This window comes from Shewanella glacialipiscicola, assembly GCF_023283485.1.
Lineage (GTDB): Bacteria > Pseudomonadota > Gammaproteobacteria > Enterobacterales > Shewanellaceae > Shewanella > Shewanella glacialipiscicola.
Genome location: NZ_JAKILU010000001.1, coordinates 338,612 through 356,610, shown reverse-complemented (window position 1 = coordinate 356,610; position 17,999 = coordinate 338,612). Strand labels below are relative to the sequence as shown.

At 43.0% G+C, this 17,999-nt stretch carries 19 protein-coding genes; 12 read left to right on the top strand and 7 right to left on the bottom strand.

Features of this window, described 5'->3' with window-relative positions:
- Positions 1 to 392 precede the first annotated feature (392 nt).
- From cas2 to L2717_RS01530, 4 genes are all read right to left on the bottom strand, one after another.
- The gene (gene cas2, locus L2717_RS18225; RefSeq protein ID WP_220774052.1) at positions 393 to 608 is read right to left on the bottom strand and encodes a CRISPR-associated endonuclease Cas2; all 216 of its coding nucleotides are present in this window, start codon (positions 606 to 608) and stop codon (positions 393 to 395) included.
- A 339-nt stretch (positions 609 to 947) separates the two neighbouring features.
- A complete protein-coding gene (locus L2717_RS01540) occupies positions 948 to 2,240 on the bottom strand; it encodes a tyrosine-type recombinase/integrase (protein ID WP_220774053.1) in 1,293 nt (430 codons plus the stop codon).
- A 61-nt stretch (positions 2,241 to 2,301) separates the two neighbouring features.
- A complete protein-coding gene (locus L2717_RS01535; protein ID WP_246611778.1) occupies positions 2,302 to 2,520 on the bottom strand; it encodes a hypothetical protein in 219 nt (72 codons plus the stop codon).
- Between the two features lie 295 nt (positions 2,521 to 2,815).
- Positions 2,816 to 3,298 carry a hypothetical protein gene (locus tag L2717_RS01530; protein ID WP_220774054.1) on the bottom strand — a complete coding sequence of 161 codons (483 nt, stop codon included), beginning with the start codon at positions 3,296 to 3,298 and terminating at the stop codon, positions 2,816 to 2,818.
- A 224-nt stretch (positions 3,299 to 3,522) separates the two neighbouring features.
- On the opposite strand from L2717_RS01530, the gene ccoN reads away from it, so the two are divergent.
- The 11 genes from ccoN (at position 3,523) to ttcA (ending at position 13,706) form a co-directional block, all read left to right on the top strand.
- The gene (gene ccoN / locus L2717_RS01525) at positions 3,523 to 4,959 is read left to right on the top strand and encodes a cytochrome-c oxidase, cbb3-type subunit I (RefSeq protein WP_220774055.1); all 1,437 of its coding nucleotides are present in this window, start codon (positions 3,523 to 3,525) and stop codon (positions 4,957 to 4,959) included.
- 13 nt (positions 4,960 to 4,972) lie between these two features.
- Positions 4,973 to 5,599, top strand: a complete 627-nt coding sequence (ccoO, locus tag L2717_RS01520) for a cytochrome-c oxidase, cbb3-type subunit II (protein WP_220774056.1) — start codon at positions 4,973 to 4,975, stop codon at positions 5,597 to 5,599.
- 11 nt (positions 5,600 to 5,610) lie between these two features.
- The gene (locus L2717_RS01515) at positions 5,611 to 5,787 is read left to right on the top strand and encodes a cbb3-type cytochrome oxidase subunit 3 (protein ID WP_107404487.1); all 177 of its coding nucleotides are present in this window, start codon (positions 5,611 to 5,613) and stop codon (positions 5,785 to 5,787) included.
- Positions 5,787 to 6,755: a cytochrome-c oxidase, cbb3-type subunit III gene (ccoP, locus tag L2717_RS01510; RefSeq protein ID WP_220774058.1), complete on the top strand. Its 969-nt coding sequence runs from the start codon at positions 5,787 to 5,789 to the stop codon at positions 6,753 to 6,755. Before L2717_RS01515 ends, ccoP begins: the two co-directional genes overlap by 1 nt.
- Before the next feature lie 110 nt (positions 6,756 to 6,865).
- A complete protein-coding gene (locus tag L2717_RS01505; protein WP_220774059.1) occupies positions 6,866 to 7,345 on the top strand; it encodes a FixH family protein in 480 nt (159 codons plus the stop codon).
- Between the two features lie 22 nt (positions 7,346 to 7,367).
- Positions 7,368 to 9,767, top strand: a complete 2,400-nt coding sequence (locus L2717_RS01500; protein ID WP_220774060.1) for a heavy metal translocating P-type ATPase — start codon at positions 7,368 to 7,370, stop codon at positions 9,765 to 9,767.
- Positions 9,768 to 9,806: 39 nt separating this feature from the next.
- Positions 9,807 to 10,049, top strand: coding sequence for a cbb3-type cytochrome oxidase assembly protein CcoS (gene ccoS, locus L2717_RS01495; RefSeq protein WP_220774061.1), 243 nt, complete (start codon positions 9,807 to 9,809; stop codon positions 10,047 to 10,049).
- Positions 10,046 to 10,738 (top strand): sulfite exporter TauE/SafE family protein, encoded by a 693-nt coding sequence (locus tag L2717_RS01490; RefSeq protein ID WP_220774062.1) that lies wholly within the window; start codon positions 10,046 to 10,048, stop codon positions 10,736 to 10,738. Before ccoS ends, L2717_RS01490 begins: the two co-directional genes overlap by 4 nt.
- A 55-nt stretch (positions 10,739 to 10,793) precedes the next feature.
- Positions 10,794 to 11,546 carry an electron transport transcriptional regulator EtrA gene (etrA, locus tag L2717_RS01485; protein WP_220774063.1) on the top strand — a complete coding sequence of 251 codons (753 nt, stop codon included), beginning with the start codon at positions 10,794 to 10,796 and terminating at the stop codon, positions 11,544 to 11,546.
- Between the two features lie 177 nt (positions 11,547 to 11,723).
- Positions 11,724 to 12,656 carry a universal stress protein UspE gene (gene uspE / locus L2717_RS01480; protein ID WP_220774064.1) on the top strand — a complete coding sequence of 311 codons (933 nt, stop codon included), beginning with the start codon at positions 11,724 to 11,726 and terminating at the stop codon, positions 12,654 to 12,656.
- A 78-nt stretch (positions 12,657 to 12,734) separates the two neighbouring features.
- A complete protein-coding gene (gene ttcA, locus L2717_RS01475) occupies positions 12,735 to 13,706 on the top strand; it encodes a tRNA 2-thiocytidine(32) synthetase TtcA (RefSeq protein ID WP_248937960.1) in 972 nt (323 codons plus the stop codon).
- 121 nt (positions 13,707 to 13,827) lie between these two features.
- Here ttcA and L2717_RS01470 read toward each other — a convergent pair whose 3' ends face one another.
- The gene (locus tag L2717_RS01470; RefSeq protein ID WP_220774605.1) at positions 13,828 to 14,451 is read right to left on the bottom strand and encodes a DUF2987 domain-containing protein; all 624 of its coding nucleotides are present in this window, start codon (positions 14,449 to 14,451) and stop codon (positions 13,828 to 13,830) included.
- The gene (locus L2717_RS01465) at positions 14,444 to 15,256 is read right to left on the bottom strand and encodes a glucosaminidase domain-containing protein (RefSeq protein WP_220774606.1); all 813 of its coding nucleotides are present in this window, start codon (positions 15,254 to 15,256) and stop codon (positions 14,444 to 14,446) included. The genes L2717_RS01470 and L2717_RS01465 overlap by 8 nt, the downstream gene beginning before the upstream one ends.
- A gap of 308 nt (positions 15,257 to 15,564) precedes the next feature.
- Here L2717_RS01465 and L2717_RS01460 point away from each other — a divergent pair, with 308 nt between their 5' ends.
- Entirely contained in the window at positions 15,565 to 16,488 is a 924-nt protein-coding gene (locus L2717_RS01460; RefSeq protein WP_220774607.1) for a YvcK family protein, read from the top strand.
- Between the two features lie 91 nt (positions 16,489 to 16,579).
- Here the strand turns inward: L2717_RS01460 and L2717_RS01455 are convergent, their stop codons facing one another.
- Positions 16,580 to 17,773 carry an amino acid aminotransferase gene (locus L2717_RS01455; protein ID WP_220774608.1) on the bottom strand — a complete coding sequence of 398 codons (1,194 nt, stop codon included), beginning with the start codon at positions 17,771 to 17,773 and terminating at the stop codon, positions 16,580 to 16,582.
- Positions 17,774 to 17,999: the final 226 nt, after the last annotated feature.

The window sequence follows — 17,999 nt, the reverse complement described above, 5'->3', positions numbered from 1 at the left end:
TAAAACCATGGCTTATCATGGTAAAGTTCGGGTGTCACTAGAACCCGAACGCTTCGCGAGACGGTCAAAATGACAGTAGAGTCCACTGTTATAGTATGTGGACTCAGGGGCTCTCGCTGTCACTTGGGGCCTTTCCCGCTATGGCGGGCCCCTTTCCAAGTTCTCGCTTAATCCCCTTCGAAAAGTCTCAAAAATGAGACAAAAGTGCAGTATTACAGTACTGCACTTTTGAGTGCTGCAAGTTAGTTTTGTCTGCGACCGTTTGACGATAAACGCGCTGCAAGTCAGCAGCTAAAGAAAAGAGTCTGGCGGGGAGAAAGCTCGGGGCAAAAAGCGCCCCTATCAAGAGCGCTTTGCATTAGGGCGTTGCCCTAATAACCCTTATATTCATATTATTTGCAGGAGACAGCGTGAACTTGAATTTTATCTTTCTCTGACATTACATAAGTAAAACAACACCTAAGTGACTCCAAATCAAATAAATCAGTTTGCAAAGTCCAGACAGATCTCTGATCACGTTGGGCACCTAGAGCAATCAGAAACCTCCAAAGGTCTCTGTAACGCTTCTTACCTTCGTACAAATCATAGCAAATTATATAGCTAAACATGGTTGTTATCCTCAATTGTAACGGCCCGACCATTAAATGGTGCCAAAAGAATCGAGATTAGGCAACTCATTGATAAAAAATAATAATTGACTATATCGTCAATAGTTAATGCGACCTTCGCACAATGCAAGTTATGCAAAACGCAGCCCTATTCAGGGCTGTTTTTTTGATACCCGATTCTACAAAAAAAAGCAGTTTTACATAACTTGTGATCACATTGTGCGCAGCTTTGTATGGAAGGGATTAGATGTGCCGATAAGTGTCATTTAAACGTTGTTAAGGCACATTATGAATGCTTTTGATCTTTCGTTGATTATGAGCACACAATTTATACGCACCCTATATCCCTTTTAAATGGTCGATTGGTTTGTTGAATGCACTTTCATGGCGTTCAACTTGGCTGGTGTGCAAATACTGCGATGTGGTGTCAATGCTTTCATGTCCGGCATCCGCTTGTACATGAGATAACGGTCTGCGGTTTATATTGATATCGTGTGTGATGCCGGTGTGCCGAATATTATGCGCTGTGAGTTTGCGCATTTGTGCGCCGTCCTGTGTAAAGCCATCCGTTTCGATACGTTCGGCAGCCAGATTGATAATGCTTTGAATTTCATCACGAACATGACGAATACCTAAATTGGCGTTGAGTATGCCAACATCTCGACCACGTCCAGCGGCTTTGTGGCGCACAAATAAAGGATGGTTTTCATTGGGTCCAGGATAATCAGTTAGCCCAAGAAACTGTCGATATTTGACTAAAGCTTCAAGTAAAGCCTTAGAAATTGCCACGTTACGCTTTTTACCTCCTTTACTCAGCGGAATATGAAAACTCCAAATACCGGTTTGCTGATTATGTTTAAATTGATTCATGACTGGTGAATAACCCGCGCGTGCAGACACATCTGAAATCCGTAAATAGCAACTGTAAATCAACGAGATAAGAAATAAACTTCTTTGATGTAATTCAGGAAATTCCTCAGCCTGTGCTGTGACGGTTGACATGACGTACGACCACTGTAATTCAGTAAATGCGAGGTTATTTTCATCTTCATGATTTTGTCGTTGATACGACCGATTGGCGGAAAATCGACTGTGATTAAGCCAGATTTGAGCAGGATTACGCTCACAATATTCTTCACTTGTCAGATATGAATAAAACGAAGACAAAATGGCCATCTTGGTTTTTAACGCATTATCACTTAATACATAGGGTTGTACTTGACCGAGATGTTTTTTGCCGACAAATGGCCGCCATTGCGCATTAGGAACCCGCTCGTCACACAGCTTATCCAATCTAAACTGTGGCACATTAAAATAGCCAATTAGTGCTATGGGCGGCGTTTGGCAGTAATCAACATAGCGACTCATATCTTTACGGGTTACATCTATTGGCGACATTGAAACAACATCAAAACACCAATGCAGAAATGTCGTTAACTCGCTGCGATAGGTTTTATAGTTGTTTTCATTGTGCTTTTGCTCAAATAACCAATCACTGGCATGCTCAATAACTAAGCCTGCATCCACCACCTTTTCCATGCTGATTTGGGTGATATATTGGTTAACGATGCTATTGCCAACTTGTATGAATTCAAATGAGTCAAATAATGGAATAACTGGAGGAAGTTGCATATTGCATCTGAATTATAAGGATTTCTTGTATGATAATACTTAAACGCAAATGCCGATAATGTTATTTATCGGCATCAAGAGATATCGGGATCTTAGCACACGCAGAAAATGTACATTGTTGGCAAGTCACTCTTTTTTGGCAGCAAATTAAGCATAACTGCCAAACTTGTTGTTTAGATTGGCTATCTAAGCATGTAAAGTCTGCCGCACAGAGATGCCCATCATGGATCAGTTTTGCCAATTTATGTGCCGATATTGATAGATTAACTCGGTTTGCCATCGCCCTTTCCTCACTGATTAGCTAATATCATAATAATACACAAATGCGAATGATTATCAACTATCGAGTTAGGTAAGTCCAAGTACCCTCTCTTTTTATTAAAAAATTATGCCGATTTTAAATGTTCATCCTTAAATTGCTTTAAAAATTAAAATGTACAGTTAGCCAATAAATGGGATCGTTAATTCATTTAGGACTATTTTTCAGCGTACGGCAACAAATAGATAAGCTAATAATCAGTAACTTATACCACTAACATGATAATTAACTAGATTAAGGTAAGCCAACATAACGCTCACCCATTATCATCTGCCAGAAAATCAACTATCACAGTATGATCTTGGCCATTGAGGCGAAAACTGACAAAGCCGCGCCAGACCATATAACCACTGCTACACGATCCATAAATAAATTGCCCTATATAAGTGGTGTCATCGGATTGCTGCATCTTGACGGGGATCATGCCCATAAACATATCTCGCCCTTCTAAACGAATGTTGACGTCCGTTATGGGTAACGTCGATGACAAACTCAATGTTAATGGCTTTTCACTTGGTGCATTACCGGGCGAGAGACTAAAAGTGAGCTTGATATTTTCCACTTGTTTAACACACTCCCCCTTTGAAAATTGACATAAAGAAGTATCAAGGCTGCTTTTTAATGGCATTGGCTTAGCCTCTTCCTTGCAAGCGGTAAGGCCAAAGGTTAATAAGATGAATAAATAGAGTCGCAAAGGTGTTAGCACAAAGAGTAACCTTGTAGATCTGGATGAGCGCATTCTATGGTGCAGAGTGATCTAGATCAACTTTCAACGTCCCTCATTGGTATCTTTTTTGACATGGCTCAAGTATCATTGCGAAACCTCATATTTGAACAAAAATATGCAAGGTAACGCATTGACATGGCTCAGCAACCTTAATAGGGATGCTGATTTTTATGTCGTTTTATAGCAGGTAAAGCTTGTCTTTACTCAAAGTATAAGTAATAAGCAGTGGAAGCACGATGATGAACCATTCCCAGCCAACCGGCGCTGATTACAATTACACCATTGTCCGCCAATTTGCCTTAACCACAGTTTTGTGGGGTATCGTTGGTATGTCAGTCGGTGTATTAATTGCGGCTCAGTTAATCTGGCCTCAGCTGAACTTTGACACACCTTGGTTAACGTATAGTCGCTTGCGACCTTTACACACCAATGCGGTGATCTTCGCGTTCGGTACATCAGCCCTTTTTGCAACATCCTATTATGTCGTACAACGTACCTGTCAAACCCGACTATTTGCACCTAAATTGGCTGCATTTACGTTTTGGGGCTGGCAAGCGATTATTATATCCGCAGTAATCACCTTACCTTTAGGCTACACGTCGAGTAAGGAATACGCAGAGCTTGAGTGGCCTATCGATATCGCAATTGCTATCGTGTGGATAGCTTATGCTACGGTATTCTTTGGCACGATTGTTAAACGTACAACCTCACATATCTATGTGGCAAACTGGTTCTTCGGTGGGTTTATCCTTACCGTTGCAGTACTTCATATTGTTAACTCTATGGCAGTACCTGTTAGCCTGTTTAAGTCATATTCGATATACAGTGGCGCTGTCGATGCCATGGTGCAGTGGTGGTATGGTCATAACGCCGTTGGTTTCTTATTAACCGCAGGTTTCTTAGGGATGATGTATTACTTCGTACCTAAGCAAGCGGGTCGTCCGGTTTATTCTTATCGTCTATCAATTGTTCACTTCTGGGCACTGATTGCACTATATATCTGGGCAGGTCCTCACCATTTACATTATACCGCGCTACCTGACTGGACTCAGTCTTTAGGTATGGTGATGTCATTGATCCTATTCGCACCTTCTTGGGGCGGTATGATTAACGGTATCATGACCTTATCAGGTGCTTGGCATAAGCTGCGTACTGATCCTATTTTACGTTTCTTAGTTGTCTCCTTGTCTTTCTATGGTATGTCTACCTTTGAAGGCCCAATGATGGCGATTAAAACCGTTAACGCACTGTCACATTATACGGATTGGACTATTGGTCACGTTCACTCAGGCGCGCTAGGCTGGGTTGCTATGGTGTCTATTGGTTCTTTATATCACCTGATCCCTGTGCTATTTGGCCACGGCCGTATGTACAGCATCAAGTTAATCAATGTTCATTTCTGGTTAGCGACAATTGGTACAGTACTGTACATCGTATCTATGTGGATTTCGGGCGTTATGCAAGGTTTGATGTGGCGCGCGGTGAATGCTGACGGCACTTTGACTTACAGCTTTGTTGAAAGTCTAGAAGCTTCTTATCCTTTCTACTTTGTACGTTTCCTCGGCGGTTGTTTATTCCTTACCGGTATGCTGATCATGGCATATAACGTGATTCGTACAGTGAAAGCCTCTAAAGATTCATTGCCAGCATTGGCTGAACCCACAGCGGCTTAAAGGAGCAAACTCGATGAAATTTAATCATGAGATAGTCGAAAAAAACATCGGTTTGCTAGCGATTTTTACTGTTATCGCTATCAGCTTTGGTAGCCTTGTGGAGATCACACCGTTGATTTTCCAAAAGGACACCACAGAGCCAGTTGAAGGGCTAATCCCCTACACTGCCCTGCAAATCGAAGGTCGCGATCTTTATGTGCGCGAAGGCTGCAGTAATTGCCATAGCCAAATGATCCGTCCTTTACGGGCTGAAACTGAACGTTATGGTCATTATTCTGTCGCTGGTGAGTCTGTTTGGGACCATCCATTCCTATGGGGTTCTAAGCGTACAGGTCCAGATTTAGCGCGTGTTGGCGGTCGTTATAGCGATAAATGGCATGAAGTTCATTTAATTGATCCTCGTGCTGTAGTGCCTCAATCGAACATGCCTGGGTTCCCATGGTTAGCCGAAAATAAGTTAGACGGCGAACTGACGGGCGCTAAGATGACTATCCTGCGTAACATGCATAAAGGCGGTTACAAGGGTAATGATCTTTATACCGATGAAGAAGTGGCTGGCGCACAGAAAGCTGTTGCAGGTAAGACAGAGCTGGAAGCCTTGATTGCATATCTTCAGTCTTTGGGTCACGCACTCAAATAAGGAGGCAATATATGGATTACGGCACATTACAAGGCATCTTAACCATTATTGTGATGCTGACCTTTATCGGTATCTTTGCTTGGGCATATAGCTCGCGCCGTCAGAAATCATTTGATGAAGCAGCTAACCTTGTGTTTTCCGATGAGGAAATCAGCAAGGAATCGAAGGACTCAGGAGAGAATAAGTAATGAGTAGCTTCTGGAGTGTTTGGATTACCGTACTGTCGTTAGTTGTGATCGCGGGTTGTTTTCTATTACTACGGGTGTGTTCTAAGAATACCACTGGCGTAAAAGAAGGCGAATCGATGGGCCACAGTTTCGACGGTATTGAAGAACTCAATAACCCACTGCCAAAATGGTGGAGTTATATGTTCTACATCACTATCGTGTTTGGCTTGATTTATCTGGCCTTATTTCCTGGTTTAGGTAACTACAAAGGCCTATTAGGCTGGACGAGTTCTAACCAAAGTATTGGTACTGAACAAGGCATTAAAGCCGATTCTGCCGCAGCGATTGAGCTTGCAGCAAAAGAAGGCCGTTATGTTCAGTATGACCAAGAAGTAAAACACGCTGATGAAAAATATGGCCCAATCTTCGCGGCTTACTTGGCAACGCCACTAGAAGAATTAGTGAAAAACCAAGAAGCATTGAAAGTGGGCGGCCGTTTGTTCCTGCAAAACTGCGCTCAGTGCCATGGCTCTGATGCACGTGGTAGCAAAGGCTTCCCTAATCTCACTGATGGTGACTGGTTATATGGTGGTGAGTTAGCCACGATTAAAACCACGATCATGAGTGGTCGTCATGGCATGATGCCGCCTAAAGGTGGTTTGCCGATTGATGATAGCGAGATTGCAGGTTTAGCTGAATACGTTGTTAAATTATCTGGCCGTGAACATGACGAAACACTCGCCGCTCAAGGTCAAGGCTCATTCATGAAAGGCTGTTTCGCGTGCCATGGTATGGACGCTAAAGGCAACAAGTTCATGGGTGCTCCAAATTTAACTGACGATGTTTGGTTATATGGCGGTAGCCGCGGCATGATCGAAGAGACCATTAAACATGGCCGTGCTGGCGTTATGCCTGCATGGAAAGACGTTCTCGGTGAAGAGAAAGTTCACGTGATCACAGCTTATGTTTATAGCTTGTCAAACAAGTAATTAGATATGAGTAACGCTAAGGCCTCGAGACTTCGAGGCCTTTTTTTTTAAAGTGCTATAACCGATTTTTAACGGTAAAATAGTTAAAATCTTTATAATGGGTAACTGACATGAACGAACAACAAGCCTGGTATAAGCAGTTCTGGCCTTGGTTCTTAATTTTCCTGCCTTTGTGCGCCGTTATTGCAAGCCTGACGACCTTTAAAATAGCCCTTGATAATTCAGACGCTCTCGTTGCCGAAGATTATTATAAGCAAGGTAAAGCCATCAACATGGATTTAAGTAAAGTGAAGTATGCCAAACAAATAGGCATGAATTTTTCACTCGAACAAAGCGGTAATGAAATTTTACTGACGCAACATGGTGGTCCAACGTATCAAGCGGCTTTAAAAGTCGAGTTCTACCATCCCACGCTTGCCGACCGAGACATCAAACTCACCGCAACGGCCGATGCCAGTAATGTATATCGTATTACTGTACCAGTGACACTGACAGGACCTTGGGAAATACGCCTTGAAAGTTATGATAGTCAATGGCGCATTCACCAACGCGTTCAATTAAAAGATCATGTCCAACTGTGGCTAAACTGATTGTGGTTGAATTAATATTGCTATGACATACCCAAGTTGTTTTCACTGCCAAGAGCCCGTGCTTACGGGCCAGCAGTTTGTGACTCGCATTAACGAACGTGATGAACTCATGTGTTGCCCTGGTTGTCAGGCGGTTTCTCAAGCCATCGTTGATGCAGGATTACTCAGCTATTACAAATTCCGCACCGAGCCTGGTAGCAAGCAAAATGCCCTCGTCCCAGAAACCTTAACGCAGTTTAGCGCCTATGACTTGCCCGAAGTACAGCAAGACTTTGTGCATTCTGTGGACAATATCGAGTCCGTGTCGCTGTCTATCGACGGCATCACTTGCGCCGCCTGCGCTTGGTTGATTGAGCATAAAGTCAAACAGCTTAACGGCATAGTGCAAGTGCTCGTCAACTCGACCACCCAAAGGGCGATGATCAGTTGGGATAAACGAACGCTAAAACTCAGTGATATTCTCGGACAAATTAGCCGTATTGGTTATCAAGCCGCGCCTTATCAAGTTGATGAACAAGAGATCAACAATAAGCTTAATAGCCGTAAGTTTTTACTGCGTTTAGGACTCGCTGGCTTTGCGACTATGCAAGTAATGATGTTCGCCCTCGCCCTTTATACTGGCTATTTCACTGATTTAGACGTGCAATATCGGGACTATTTTCGCTGGGTGAGTATGATTTTCGCGACGCCAGTAGTGCTTTATTCTGCGCAGCCCTTCTATTTTAGTGCCATGCGTACCCTGCTCAGCGGCAAACTCAATATGGATGTCTCTGTCTCCATTGCGATTGGTGGTGCCTACATTGCCAGTTGTTTTGCCACCATCAATGGCACAGGTGAAGTGTATTTTGAATCGGTTTCTATGTTCACTTTCTTTCTGTTGCTCGGGCGTTACTTTGAACAAAAGGCCAGACAAAAAGCCTCGGTCAGCTCCAGTAATTTACATAAATTAGTGCCACTCACCGCGCACTTAGTCTCCGAGAATGGTCAAGAAGAAATCCCCGCTAAAAAATTACGTTTAAATGACGTCATTCTAGTAAAACCTGGGGAAATTGTTGCCGCTGATGGCGTGGTGATTGAAGGCCATACGAGCATCAATGAAGCTATGCTCACCGGCGAGCAAATGCCAATTGAAAAAACTGTTGCTAGCCAAGTTTACGCAGGCACTATCAACGTCGACCAACCCATCAAAGTTAGCGTCACTGCGCTAGGGCAAGACCAACTCGTGGCTGAGATTATTAGACTGCAAGAGCTTGCATCCAATACAAAACCTGCAATTGCACTCTTAGCCGATAAATTATCGCGTTATTTCTCAGGCACAATCCTGACCATCGCAGCAATAACGTATTTGGTTTGGCATCAAATTTCCCCTGAGGATGCTTTTTGGGTAACGCTATCGGTATTGGTTGCTACTTGTCCTTGCGCCTTAGCCTTAGCGACACCGACTGCAGTCACCTGCGCGACCGCTATTTTTACCCGCCTTGGGATCATTACCCGTAAAGCTGGGGTATTTGAAAAACTGCCACTGATTAAACATGTGGTCTTTGATAAAACAGGCACCCTCACCTGCGGCACGCTCTCTATTGGGCAAACACAGTGCATAGCTGATATCACTCAAACTCAGGCATTAGCGATTACCGCTGCACTTGAGGCTGGCTCTCGGCATCCCATTGCGGCGGCATTTGCTGAGTTTGCCGATAACGCGCTGGTTGCTGAACATGTTCACCATGAAGTGGGTTTTGGCGTCCGAGGCAGTATCGATGGGACTGAATACTTAATTGGTAACGCCTTATTTACTGGCGCCAGTGTTGATCCTCTCGACCCGACACAAAAAATCTGGTTAGCACGTTTATGTAATGAGCAACTTGAAGTACTGACGAGCTTTGACATTAAAGATAACATCCGCCAAGACAGTAAAGCCACGGTTGAAATGTTAAAGCAACAAGGTTGCAGTATCAGCATTGCCAGCGGTGATAATTCTGGTCATGTACATAAGCTAGCAAAAGAACTGGGGATTGAAGATGTGCATAGCGGATTAACGCCTGCGGGTAAACTTGCCCTAGTGACCCAATTACAAAAACACACTCGTGTGGCCATGTTTGGTGATGGGATCAACGATGCGCCAGTGCTTGCGGGGGCTGACTTATCCGTCGCTATGGGGAGTGGTAGTGCCATCGCTAAAAACAGTGCCGATCTCATTTTACTGGGCGATCATCTATCCCGTTTCACCCAAGCCGTCGCCATTGCAAAATTGACTACGCAGATTATTAAACAAAATTTGGCTTGGGCACTGGGTTACAATGCGCTGATTTTACCCTTAGCCGTAACAGGCCATGTGGTACCATATATCGCTGCGATTGGTATGTCGGCAAGCTCTTTGATTGTGGTAGCTAATAGCCTGAGATTATTGCGCGTCAAAGTGTAATTATCATAAAACATTTAACCAAAAGAGTAAGAGGCCATTATGGAAATTATTTACGTGCTTATTCCCATTGCCATGATCTTTGTTGCTATCGCCATTACGGTATTTTTTTGGGCAGTGAAATCTGAGCAGTTTGACGATCTTGACCGCCAAAGTGTTTCTATCTTGTTTGATGAAAACGTCGACAAACCTGGTCATACACCTGTAACGCCATTGGTAACTCAACTTGATGACAATGCAACGCAGCAAGCAATAAAAGATCAGCAAAAAGGAATGCCACTGTGATTGAGTACAATGTAACTGGCGCCTTTTTAGTCGGTCTGATGGGCGCAGCGCATTGCTTTGGCATGTGTGGCGGTTTAGTTGGCGCGTTCTCAGCCCAAATACCTCATCGTAAATCAGGTAATTTGTTGGCACATCAACTCAATTATTTGTTGAGTTATAATCTCGGCCGTATTTTAAGCTACACCTTGGCAGGCGCTTTCGTTGGCGCATCGTCGGCAGCATTGGGGCATTTATTCGAGCTCGACACCTATCTTATTGTTCTGCGTATTATTGCGGGGCTGATGATGATAGCTACTGGCTTATATATCGCTAAAATTTGGGTTGGTATTGTACAGATTGAACGAGTAGGACAATGGCTATGGCAATATTTAAAGCCAATCGCCCAACGCCTTGTCCCCATCAACAACCTTGGCCAAGCCGTTATGGCTGGATTTGTTTGGGGCTGGCTTCCCTGTGGTTTAGTCTACAGCACCTTAACTTGGTCGGTGGCTTCTGGCTCTGCCAGCCAAGGAGCCTTGATTATGTTAGCCTTTGGTGTAGGTACGTTACCGGCCCTATTAAGCGCGGGCGTAGCCGCAAAACGGCTCGCCACATGGGTACAACAGAAAACAGTTAGGTTGTTGAGCGGCTTACTGTTAATAGCCTTTGGTGGTCAAACTTTATATATTGCCCTTGCACAGCTGAACTAGCCCAAATGAGTGAATTGGTTTAACATGGTTGCAGTGCAAAAACTTGAGAATCAACATGACAATTGAACAAAATAAAAATCGTCGTCCTGCCGCTAGCGGATGCACAATCCATTGTCACGATTGTAGTATGGGTACCCTATGTATTCCCTTTACCCTGAATGCCAGTGAGCTAGATCAGCTCGATGATATTATTGAGCGTAAAAAGCCGATTCAAAAAGGTGAACAAATTTTTAAATCAGGCGATGTATTAAAATCGCTGTTTGCGATCCGCTCTGGCACCATTAAAAGTTATACGATTACCGAGCAAGGCGATGAACAAATTACCGGCTTCCACCTTGCTGGTGATGTGATAGGCTTTGACGGGATCCACGCACAGTTACATCAAAGTTTTGCACAAGCACTTGAAACGTCGATGGTTTGTGAAATTCCTTACAATATCCTTGATGAACTTTCAGGCACTATGCCTAAATTACGCCAACAGATCATGCGTCTGATGAGTAATGAAATCATGAGCGATCAAGAAATGATTTTGTTATTGAGTAAGAAAAATGCCGAAGAACGCTTAGCCGCATTTATCAGCAACCTCGCTAATCGCTTTGGTAGCCGTGGTTTTTCCCATAAAGAATTCCGACTAACGATGACCCGCGGTGATATCGGCAACTATCTTGGTTTAACCGTCGAAACTATCAGCCGGTTACTTGGCCGCTTCCAGAAATCAGGCTTAATTGAAGTTAATGGTAAATATATAACCATTCTCGATACGTTAGAACTCAATCAATTGGCCGGACATTCAAGAATCGCTCGATAGCAGATTATTCACCCATCATTGATGACCCAATAATTCAGTTGTAAATAGATAGGCTAGACAAAAAAATAGTGTCAATCGCGATATTTAAATGAGTTTGGAACCAATTTGATCTAAAACAATACCGCTAATCGCCAAAGGCTCATGATGATATTGAACCTATGACTAAAGGAACGTGCCATGAAGGATTATCAAAAAATACTGGTTGTGGTTGACCCGACCACTGAAGATCAAGTTGCTCTAGCAAGAGCAATCACGTTAGCCAGTAAAAGTAACGCTCAAGTCACTGTGTTTCTTTCTATTTTCGACTTCTCTTACGAAATGACATCTATTTTGTCAAATCAAGAGCGTGAATCTATGCGCCAAGGTGTTATAGACCAACGCTTAGCTTGGATTAAAGATTTACTTACCGCTTACGCTCATCTGCAACTCAATATCGATACCCAGGTGATTTGGCATAATCGTCCCTTCGAAAGTATTATTAATCATGCAATTGCAGGCAAGTACGATTTAATTGTCAAAGGCACCCATGCCCACGATAAACTCAAAGCAGTGATCTTTACACCAACCGATTGGCATTTAATGCGCAAAGCCCCTGTACCAGTCTTAATGGTGAAAGCCCACGACTGGCCAGCAACGGGAAAAATCCTCTGTGCTGTCAATGTGGCAACTGAAGATAGCGATCATCAAATGCTTAACGGTAAAATCATTGAGCATGCTAAAGATTTAGCCGTTAAATTTTCCGCTGAAGTACATTTAGTCAATGGTTACCCCGGCACCCCGGTTAACCTAGCCATTGAATTACCGGATTTTGATGCTCAATCCTATAATGAAACTATTCGTACGCAACATGAGCAACGCGTAAGCTACCTTGCAAACGCCTATGGTATTGACCCCAATCATTGCCATGTTAAAGAAGGTTTACCAGAGGATGTTATCCCTGAGCTTGCCGAGCAACTCGACGCTGAACTAGTGATCTTAGGAACGGTTGGCCGTACAGGATTTTCAGCCGCGCTTATTGGTAATACCGCCGAACATGTTATAGATAGTATTAACTGCGATTTACTCGCCATTAAACCGGACGGCTATAAATCACCGTTAGAAGAAACCTAAGCAGTACAATGCTCTTTACCACAGCTAAGATAGCTGGAATAATACGCGCCCTGAAACTGTGTTACTGGGCGCTTTTTTATGTTTGAAGCTATGTCTGAAACTGCGGCAAATCCAATGTCTGAAGAATTATCAAAAAAAAATACCACCCGTTTAAATAAATTACAAAAACGCTTACGCCGTGAAGTGGGTAGTGCTATCGCCGATTATAATATGATTGAAGATGGCGATAAGATCATGTGCTGCCTCAGTGGTGGTAAAGACAGCTATGCGATGCTCGATATTTTGATGAATTTACAGCAACGTGCGCCCATTCAGTTTGAAATTATCGCGGTCAATCTAGATCAGAAGCAACCCGGTTTTCCCGAGCATGTACTACCCGCCTATCTAGATCAACTCAACGTGCCATATCATATACTTGAAAAGGATACTTACTCGATAGTTAAAGACAAAATCCCAGAAGGTAAAACGACCTGTTCACTGTGCTCTCGTCTGCGCCGTGGCACTCTTTATAGTTTTGCCCAGCGTATCGGCGCGACTAAAATCGCTCTTGGCCACCACAGAGACGATATTATTGAGACCCTGTTCTTGAATATGTTTTTTGGCGGCAGGATGAAAGCTATGCCAGCTAAGTTACTGTCTGATGATGGTGCTAATGTGGTGATCCGTCCCTTAGCTTATTGCCGTGAGAAAGATCTTGAAGAATATGCTAGTTTAAAAGAGTTTCCGATCATTCCATGTAATTTGTGTGGCTCGCAGGAAAACTTAAAGCGCGCAGCAGTCAAAGATATGCTCAACCAGTGGGATAGGCAGTATCCTGGACGTATTGAAACCATTTTTACTGCGATGCAAAATACAGCTCCCTCGCAAGGTGTTGATCGTGAACAGTTTGATTTTGTCTCGTTAAAACGGGATCCTGATGCACCTATGCGTGGTGATGTGGCTGCTGAGGCTAATTTACCCGCCTTCGACTTCCTTAATATTGTTGAAAATGGGCATATTAATTTAGATGCCACCAAACGTATTGAGATTGTGCAAACCTATAAGGCCTAGCTCATACCTAAGTAAGCCAAAAAACTAAGTTTGCCCATCAAAGAGATCAAAAAGCCCACTGTGAGTGGGCTTTTTGATCGGCATCTTAATTTAAGCAATGCTGCCTTATTTTTTAAAGCACTTATTTGACCCAAGGACTCAACACCAAAGGTGGCAAGCTAAAACGTAAAGATGTGATGTTTTCGAGCTCGCTGGTCGCTAATTTGAAACTGCCTGTAACTATTTGCTCGCGGTCATCAATATGAATGGCCACGGATTGCTCGGGTGTAAACTCAAAGTTTAATCCTGCTATGGGCTCCCTAAAATAGCGCATTGGAAAGCCTTGCATTGCACTCAGTAGTGCATCCATTTCAGTGTTAATTTGCTGCAAACGGTGATTGTCGTATTGTATTAATGTCTGTTTTGCTCTCACTTGCATCGCAATTGCGCACCCTTCTGCACTACCAGCAAAATTAAGATTAATTAAGGTCCGCTCATTCTTTAACTCATCATCTAATGGTATAAATAACCGTTGAGCATCCGTATACGTTAATGGCGTTGAATTTTTTTCATTGGAAATAGTTCCACTTTGGATCACACAGTTTTTTTGTTTAGGGACGCTAAAAGCTACTTCAACAAGCTGGTAGTTGCCTTTATTGACCTGTTTTAGTCGGTCATAAAAACCTTTGTATTCAAGGGATATAGTTTCAGCGCTCGCACTACTGGCCAATAAACACAAACAACCTAACCACCATTTTTTATACATCAACATTCACCAAATATTTTTCGTTATGACGTAACATATCCAGAAGCTCATCAATATAAGCATCTTGTCGTTCTGAATAATTCACTAAACCGTAAATCAATTGATCCGCCTTAAGCTCTAGCTCCTGTGAGCGTAAATCAGCGCGTATTGAGCGAAGCAACGTATAGGCAGTGTTCGAGTTAAGGTTACGCATATAAGAAGACACTGACTCATCAACTGAAGTAAACACTTTCACTTCATGCGACTTACCCGAACCTCGCGAGGATGGCACGATGCCGCAACCCGACGTAAAGCACCATTCTCCAAAAAAGTTAAAGCCTTCACGGGCAAAACGAGAACTGCCCCAACCAGACTCATTTGCCGCTTGGATTAGCACCATAGATTCCGGCACTATATCGACGCGTTTTAATAAACTGTTTAAGGATTTAGCATCTATATTTCGTGCTGCATATTGATACTTGTCAAATAACTCATTGAGTAGCCCACGTTGGCTCTCAGATAAACTCTTGTCGTTATCGATTAAGGCGAGTATCTCATTGATAAAGTCACGTTCCATCAAGATAATCGCATTTTGCTGCTGAACAATGGGACGCAAAAAATCAAAAAAGGCTTTCTTTTTTTCAACGATATCATTAACCGTTGAAAAGTCAGGAACTTGAGTAACAGGATCGACCGCGTTAACAAATCGAGTCGCAAGATGTGATGCATCATTAGTCGTTGGGATAATCCACACTCTCAATGAAAAAATGGCGACGATGACCATGGCTAATGCTAATGTAAACGAACCAATTCTACCTATTTTCAATAGTTCACCTTTGGTTTAATGCCCTTACAGGCAAAATAAAGTGCGGATTATAAGCTATTTGTTAGATTTAACGAAATTTGCCTGAAATCAGGGGAGTAAATTCAGGTACAATATCCGCCGGAAACGACATCAATCAGTTGGACTGGATCCGTTCTCCACTTTTTCAGTACAATCTTTGACTGAGCTTTTATTCTAAGGTTCCGCTATTTCCATCATGTATGACAACATTTGGTCATCTATCACCGCGCTTAACGCGCTATTTAGGGATAACAATGATCTTATCGGGTATTCAGGAAGGATAAACCCAGATGCAGTATTTGATGTTAAATCAATTTAAATATGTCGTCGCCATCGGCGGAGGCCATGGTTTAGGCCGAGTATTATCTTCTCTCGATTTTTTAGGTAACCGCCTAACTGGGATTGTCGCTACCACAGATAATGGCGGTTCGACAGGTAGGCTTCGGGCTGAACAAGATTGTATTGCATGGGGTGATTTACGTAATTGTTTATCCCATCTTGCTTATCGACCTTCGGTTGGCTCACAGCTTTTTGAATACCGTTTTCAGGGGCAAACTGAACTCAGTGGTCATAATCTGGGAAATTTAATGTTACTGGCATTAGATCAACTCTGCGTGCGTCCATTAGAAGCGGTTAATCTTATCCGTAACTTACTCAAGATCGAGACTCAGCTTATCCCTATGTCCGAACAACCGACTCACTTAGTTGCCCTTCGAGCCTCTGGCAGTAAAGTGTTTGGTGAGACAAATGTCGATAGCATGGATGAAGCGCCCATAGCCTTGTGCCTTGAGCCACAAGTCGATGCAACCTTTGAGGCCTGTGAGGCTGTACGTCATGCCGATTTAATTATTTTAGGCCCAGGAAGCTTTTTAACCAGTATCATGCCGCCACTCTTACTGCCTAAGTTCGCCAAAAGTTTAGCGGCAACAAAAGCACAAGTCATTTTTATTGATAACCTTGCCGAAGAAACCTCTCCTGCGGGTCAATTTAGCATTGAACAACGTATTGCTTGGTGCCATCAAGTGATCGGCAAACCGGTGATCAGCAAAGTGCTACGCCATGGCGAACAAATACGTTTAGGCTCACTGATCAACTACTTTCCGCTAAAAAATCGTCATAATCCCAATTTGCATGATCAGGCGAATTTGTTAGACGCATTAAGCACCCTGCTGCAGATCAAACCAGAGTTCACTCTGCAACCACTCGCTTGTTAATCCTTTTAGTGTATAGCGGTGAATAATTGAATCAAAACAATAAAGGACAGCCAATGCTGTCCTTTTAGCTTAATTTATAAAACTATCAATCTTATAGTACTTTCGCTATGGCTTTGCAGATCGCAGGCATATTGGTCTTTGTCATTCCAGCCACGCTAATACGGCCAGAACCCACAATGTAAACACCAAACTTATCTTTCAAACGTGCCACTTGGGCTTTGTTTAAACCCGAAAAACTAAACATACCATTTTGGCGGGAAATAAAACTAAAGTCCTGTGTCACGCCCTCTGCTTTCAAACTATCAACGAACAGTGTACGCATTTCAGCTATACGCTCACGCATTTCAGTCACTTCCTGCACCCACATTGCTTTAAGTGCTGTATCGCCCAGAATGGTGCTGACGATCAGCGCACCATGGGCTGGCGGATTAGAATAGTTAGCACGGATGGTGCGCTTCACTTGGCTAAATGCACGTACTGCGGCATCAGTATCTTCTGCCACGACGGTCACTGCACCGATACGTTCATTATACAAACCAAAGTTTTTAGAAAAAGAGTTCGCAATCAACAATTCAGGCACCTTAGCGGCAACTAAACGCAAACCTGCAGCATCTTCTTCAATTCCTGTACCAAAGCCTTGATAAGCAAAATCAAACAGTGGTACCAGTTTCTTATCGGCGCACAGTTGGGCTACGAGTTCCCATTGCGCTAAGGTCAAGTCGATACCCGTTGGGTTATGGCAGCAACCATGTAATAGCACGATATCGCCCACATTCGCACTAGACAGATCCGTCATCATGGTATCGAAATCAATATCATGGGCCTCTGCTTTATAATAACCGTACTCTTTTACCGTTAAGCCTGCCGTTTCAAAAATATTTTGATGGTTCGCCCACGTTGGGTTACTGACCCAAATGGTATGTGAATCGGTATTACGCAGTAAAAACTCAGCGGCAATACGTAATGCACCAGTGCCACCAGGAGCTTGCGCTGTAGCTGCACGGCCAGAAGATATCAACTGACTGCCCTCACCAAATAACAGTGTTTGTACCGCATGGTTATAAGCTTGAACGCCTTCAATACCTAAGTAGTTTTTAGTCTTCTCTTGCTCAAGCAAGATAGCTTCTGCTTTTTTCACTGATGCAAGTACAGGAGTCTGGCCGGCCTCATTCTTATAAATACCCACACCTAGATTTACTTTATCTTGGCGTGGATCCGCTTTAAATGTATCGGTTAAACCAAGAATCGGATCGGCGGGTGCAAGTACAACTTCAGAGAAAATCATGACAACTTATCCTCAATGTTCACGTGTAGGGGAAATTTCGAGTTATTTATATCACTGTCTTACTAGGTGTAATAGACCCGAAGACTGCTTAGTTTAGAAATGATTATGCTATCAAAGATTAATCAATAAAATTTGAATATTATTGATTAATTGTAAACAAAAACCCGTTTTTTTTAAGATAATGTATTTGTAAAATCTAGATCACACTTTTATTATTCAATTTGTT

Coding starts and splice junctions, on each gene's coding strand:
- L2717_RS01540 (WP_220774053.1), bottom strand. CDS start 2,240: ATGCAACTTCCTCCAGTTATTCCATTATTTGACTCATTTGAATTCATA.
- ccoS (WP_220774061.1), top strand. CDS start 9,807: ATGGAAATTATTTACGTGCTTATTCCCATTGCCATGATCTTTGTTGCT.
- L2717_RS01455 (WP_220774608.1), bottom strand. CDS start 17,773: ATGATTTTCTCTGAAGTTGTACTTGCACCCGCCGATCCGATTCTTGGT.
- cas2 (WP_220774052.1), bottom strand. CDS start 608: ATGTTTAGCTATATAATTTGCTATGATTTGTACGAAGGTAAGAAGCGT.
- L2717_RS01530 (WP_220774054.1), bottom strand. CDS start 3,298: ATGCGCTCATCCAGATCTACAAGGTTACTCTTTGTGCTAACACCTTTG.
- ccoO (WP_220774056.1), top strand. CDS start 4,973: ATGAAATTTAATCATGAGATAGTCGAAAAAAACATCGGTTTGCTAGCG.
- L2717_RS01515 (WP_107404487.1), top strand. CDS start 5,611: ATGGATTACGGCACATTACAAGGCATCTTAACCATTATTGTGATGCTG.
- ccoP (WP_220774058.1), top strand. CDS start 5,787: ATGAGTAGCTTCTGGAGTGTTTGGATTACCGTACTGTCGTTAGTTGTG.
- L2717_RS01505 (WP_220774059.1), top strand. CDS start 6,866: ATGAACGAACAACAAGCCTGGTATAAGCAGTTCTGGCCTTGGTTCTTA.
- ccoN (WP_220774055.1), top strand. CDS start 3,523: ATGATGAACCATTCCCAGCCAACCGGCGCTGATTACAATTACACCATT.
- L2717_RS01535 (WP_246611778.1), bottom strand. CDS start 2,520: ATGGCAAACCGAGTTAATCTATCAATATCGGCACATAAATTGGCAAAA.
- L2717_RS01460 (WP_220774607.1), top strand. CDS start 15,565: ATGCAGTATTTGATGTTAAATCAATTTAAATATGTCGTCGCCATCGGC.
- ttcA (WP_248937960.1), top strand. CDS start 12,735: ATGTTTGAAGCTATGTCTGAAACTGCGGCAAATCCAATGTCTGAAGAA.
- etrA (WP_220774063.1), top strand. CDS start 10,794: ATGACAATTGAACAAAATAAAAATCGTCGTCCTGCCGCTAGCGGATGC.
- L2717_RS01500 (WP_220774060.1), top strand. CDS start 7,368: ATGACATACCCAAGTTGTTTTCACTGCCAAGAGCCCGTGCTTACGGGC.
- L2717_RS01470 (WP_220774605.1), bottom strand. CDS start 14,451: ATGTATAAAAAATGGTGGTTAGGTTGTTTGTGTTTATTGGCCAGTAGT.
- uspE (WP_220774064.1), top strand. CDS start 11,724: ATGAAGGATTATCAAAAAATACTGGTTGTGGTTGACCCGACCACTGAA.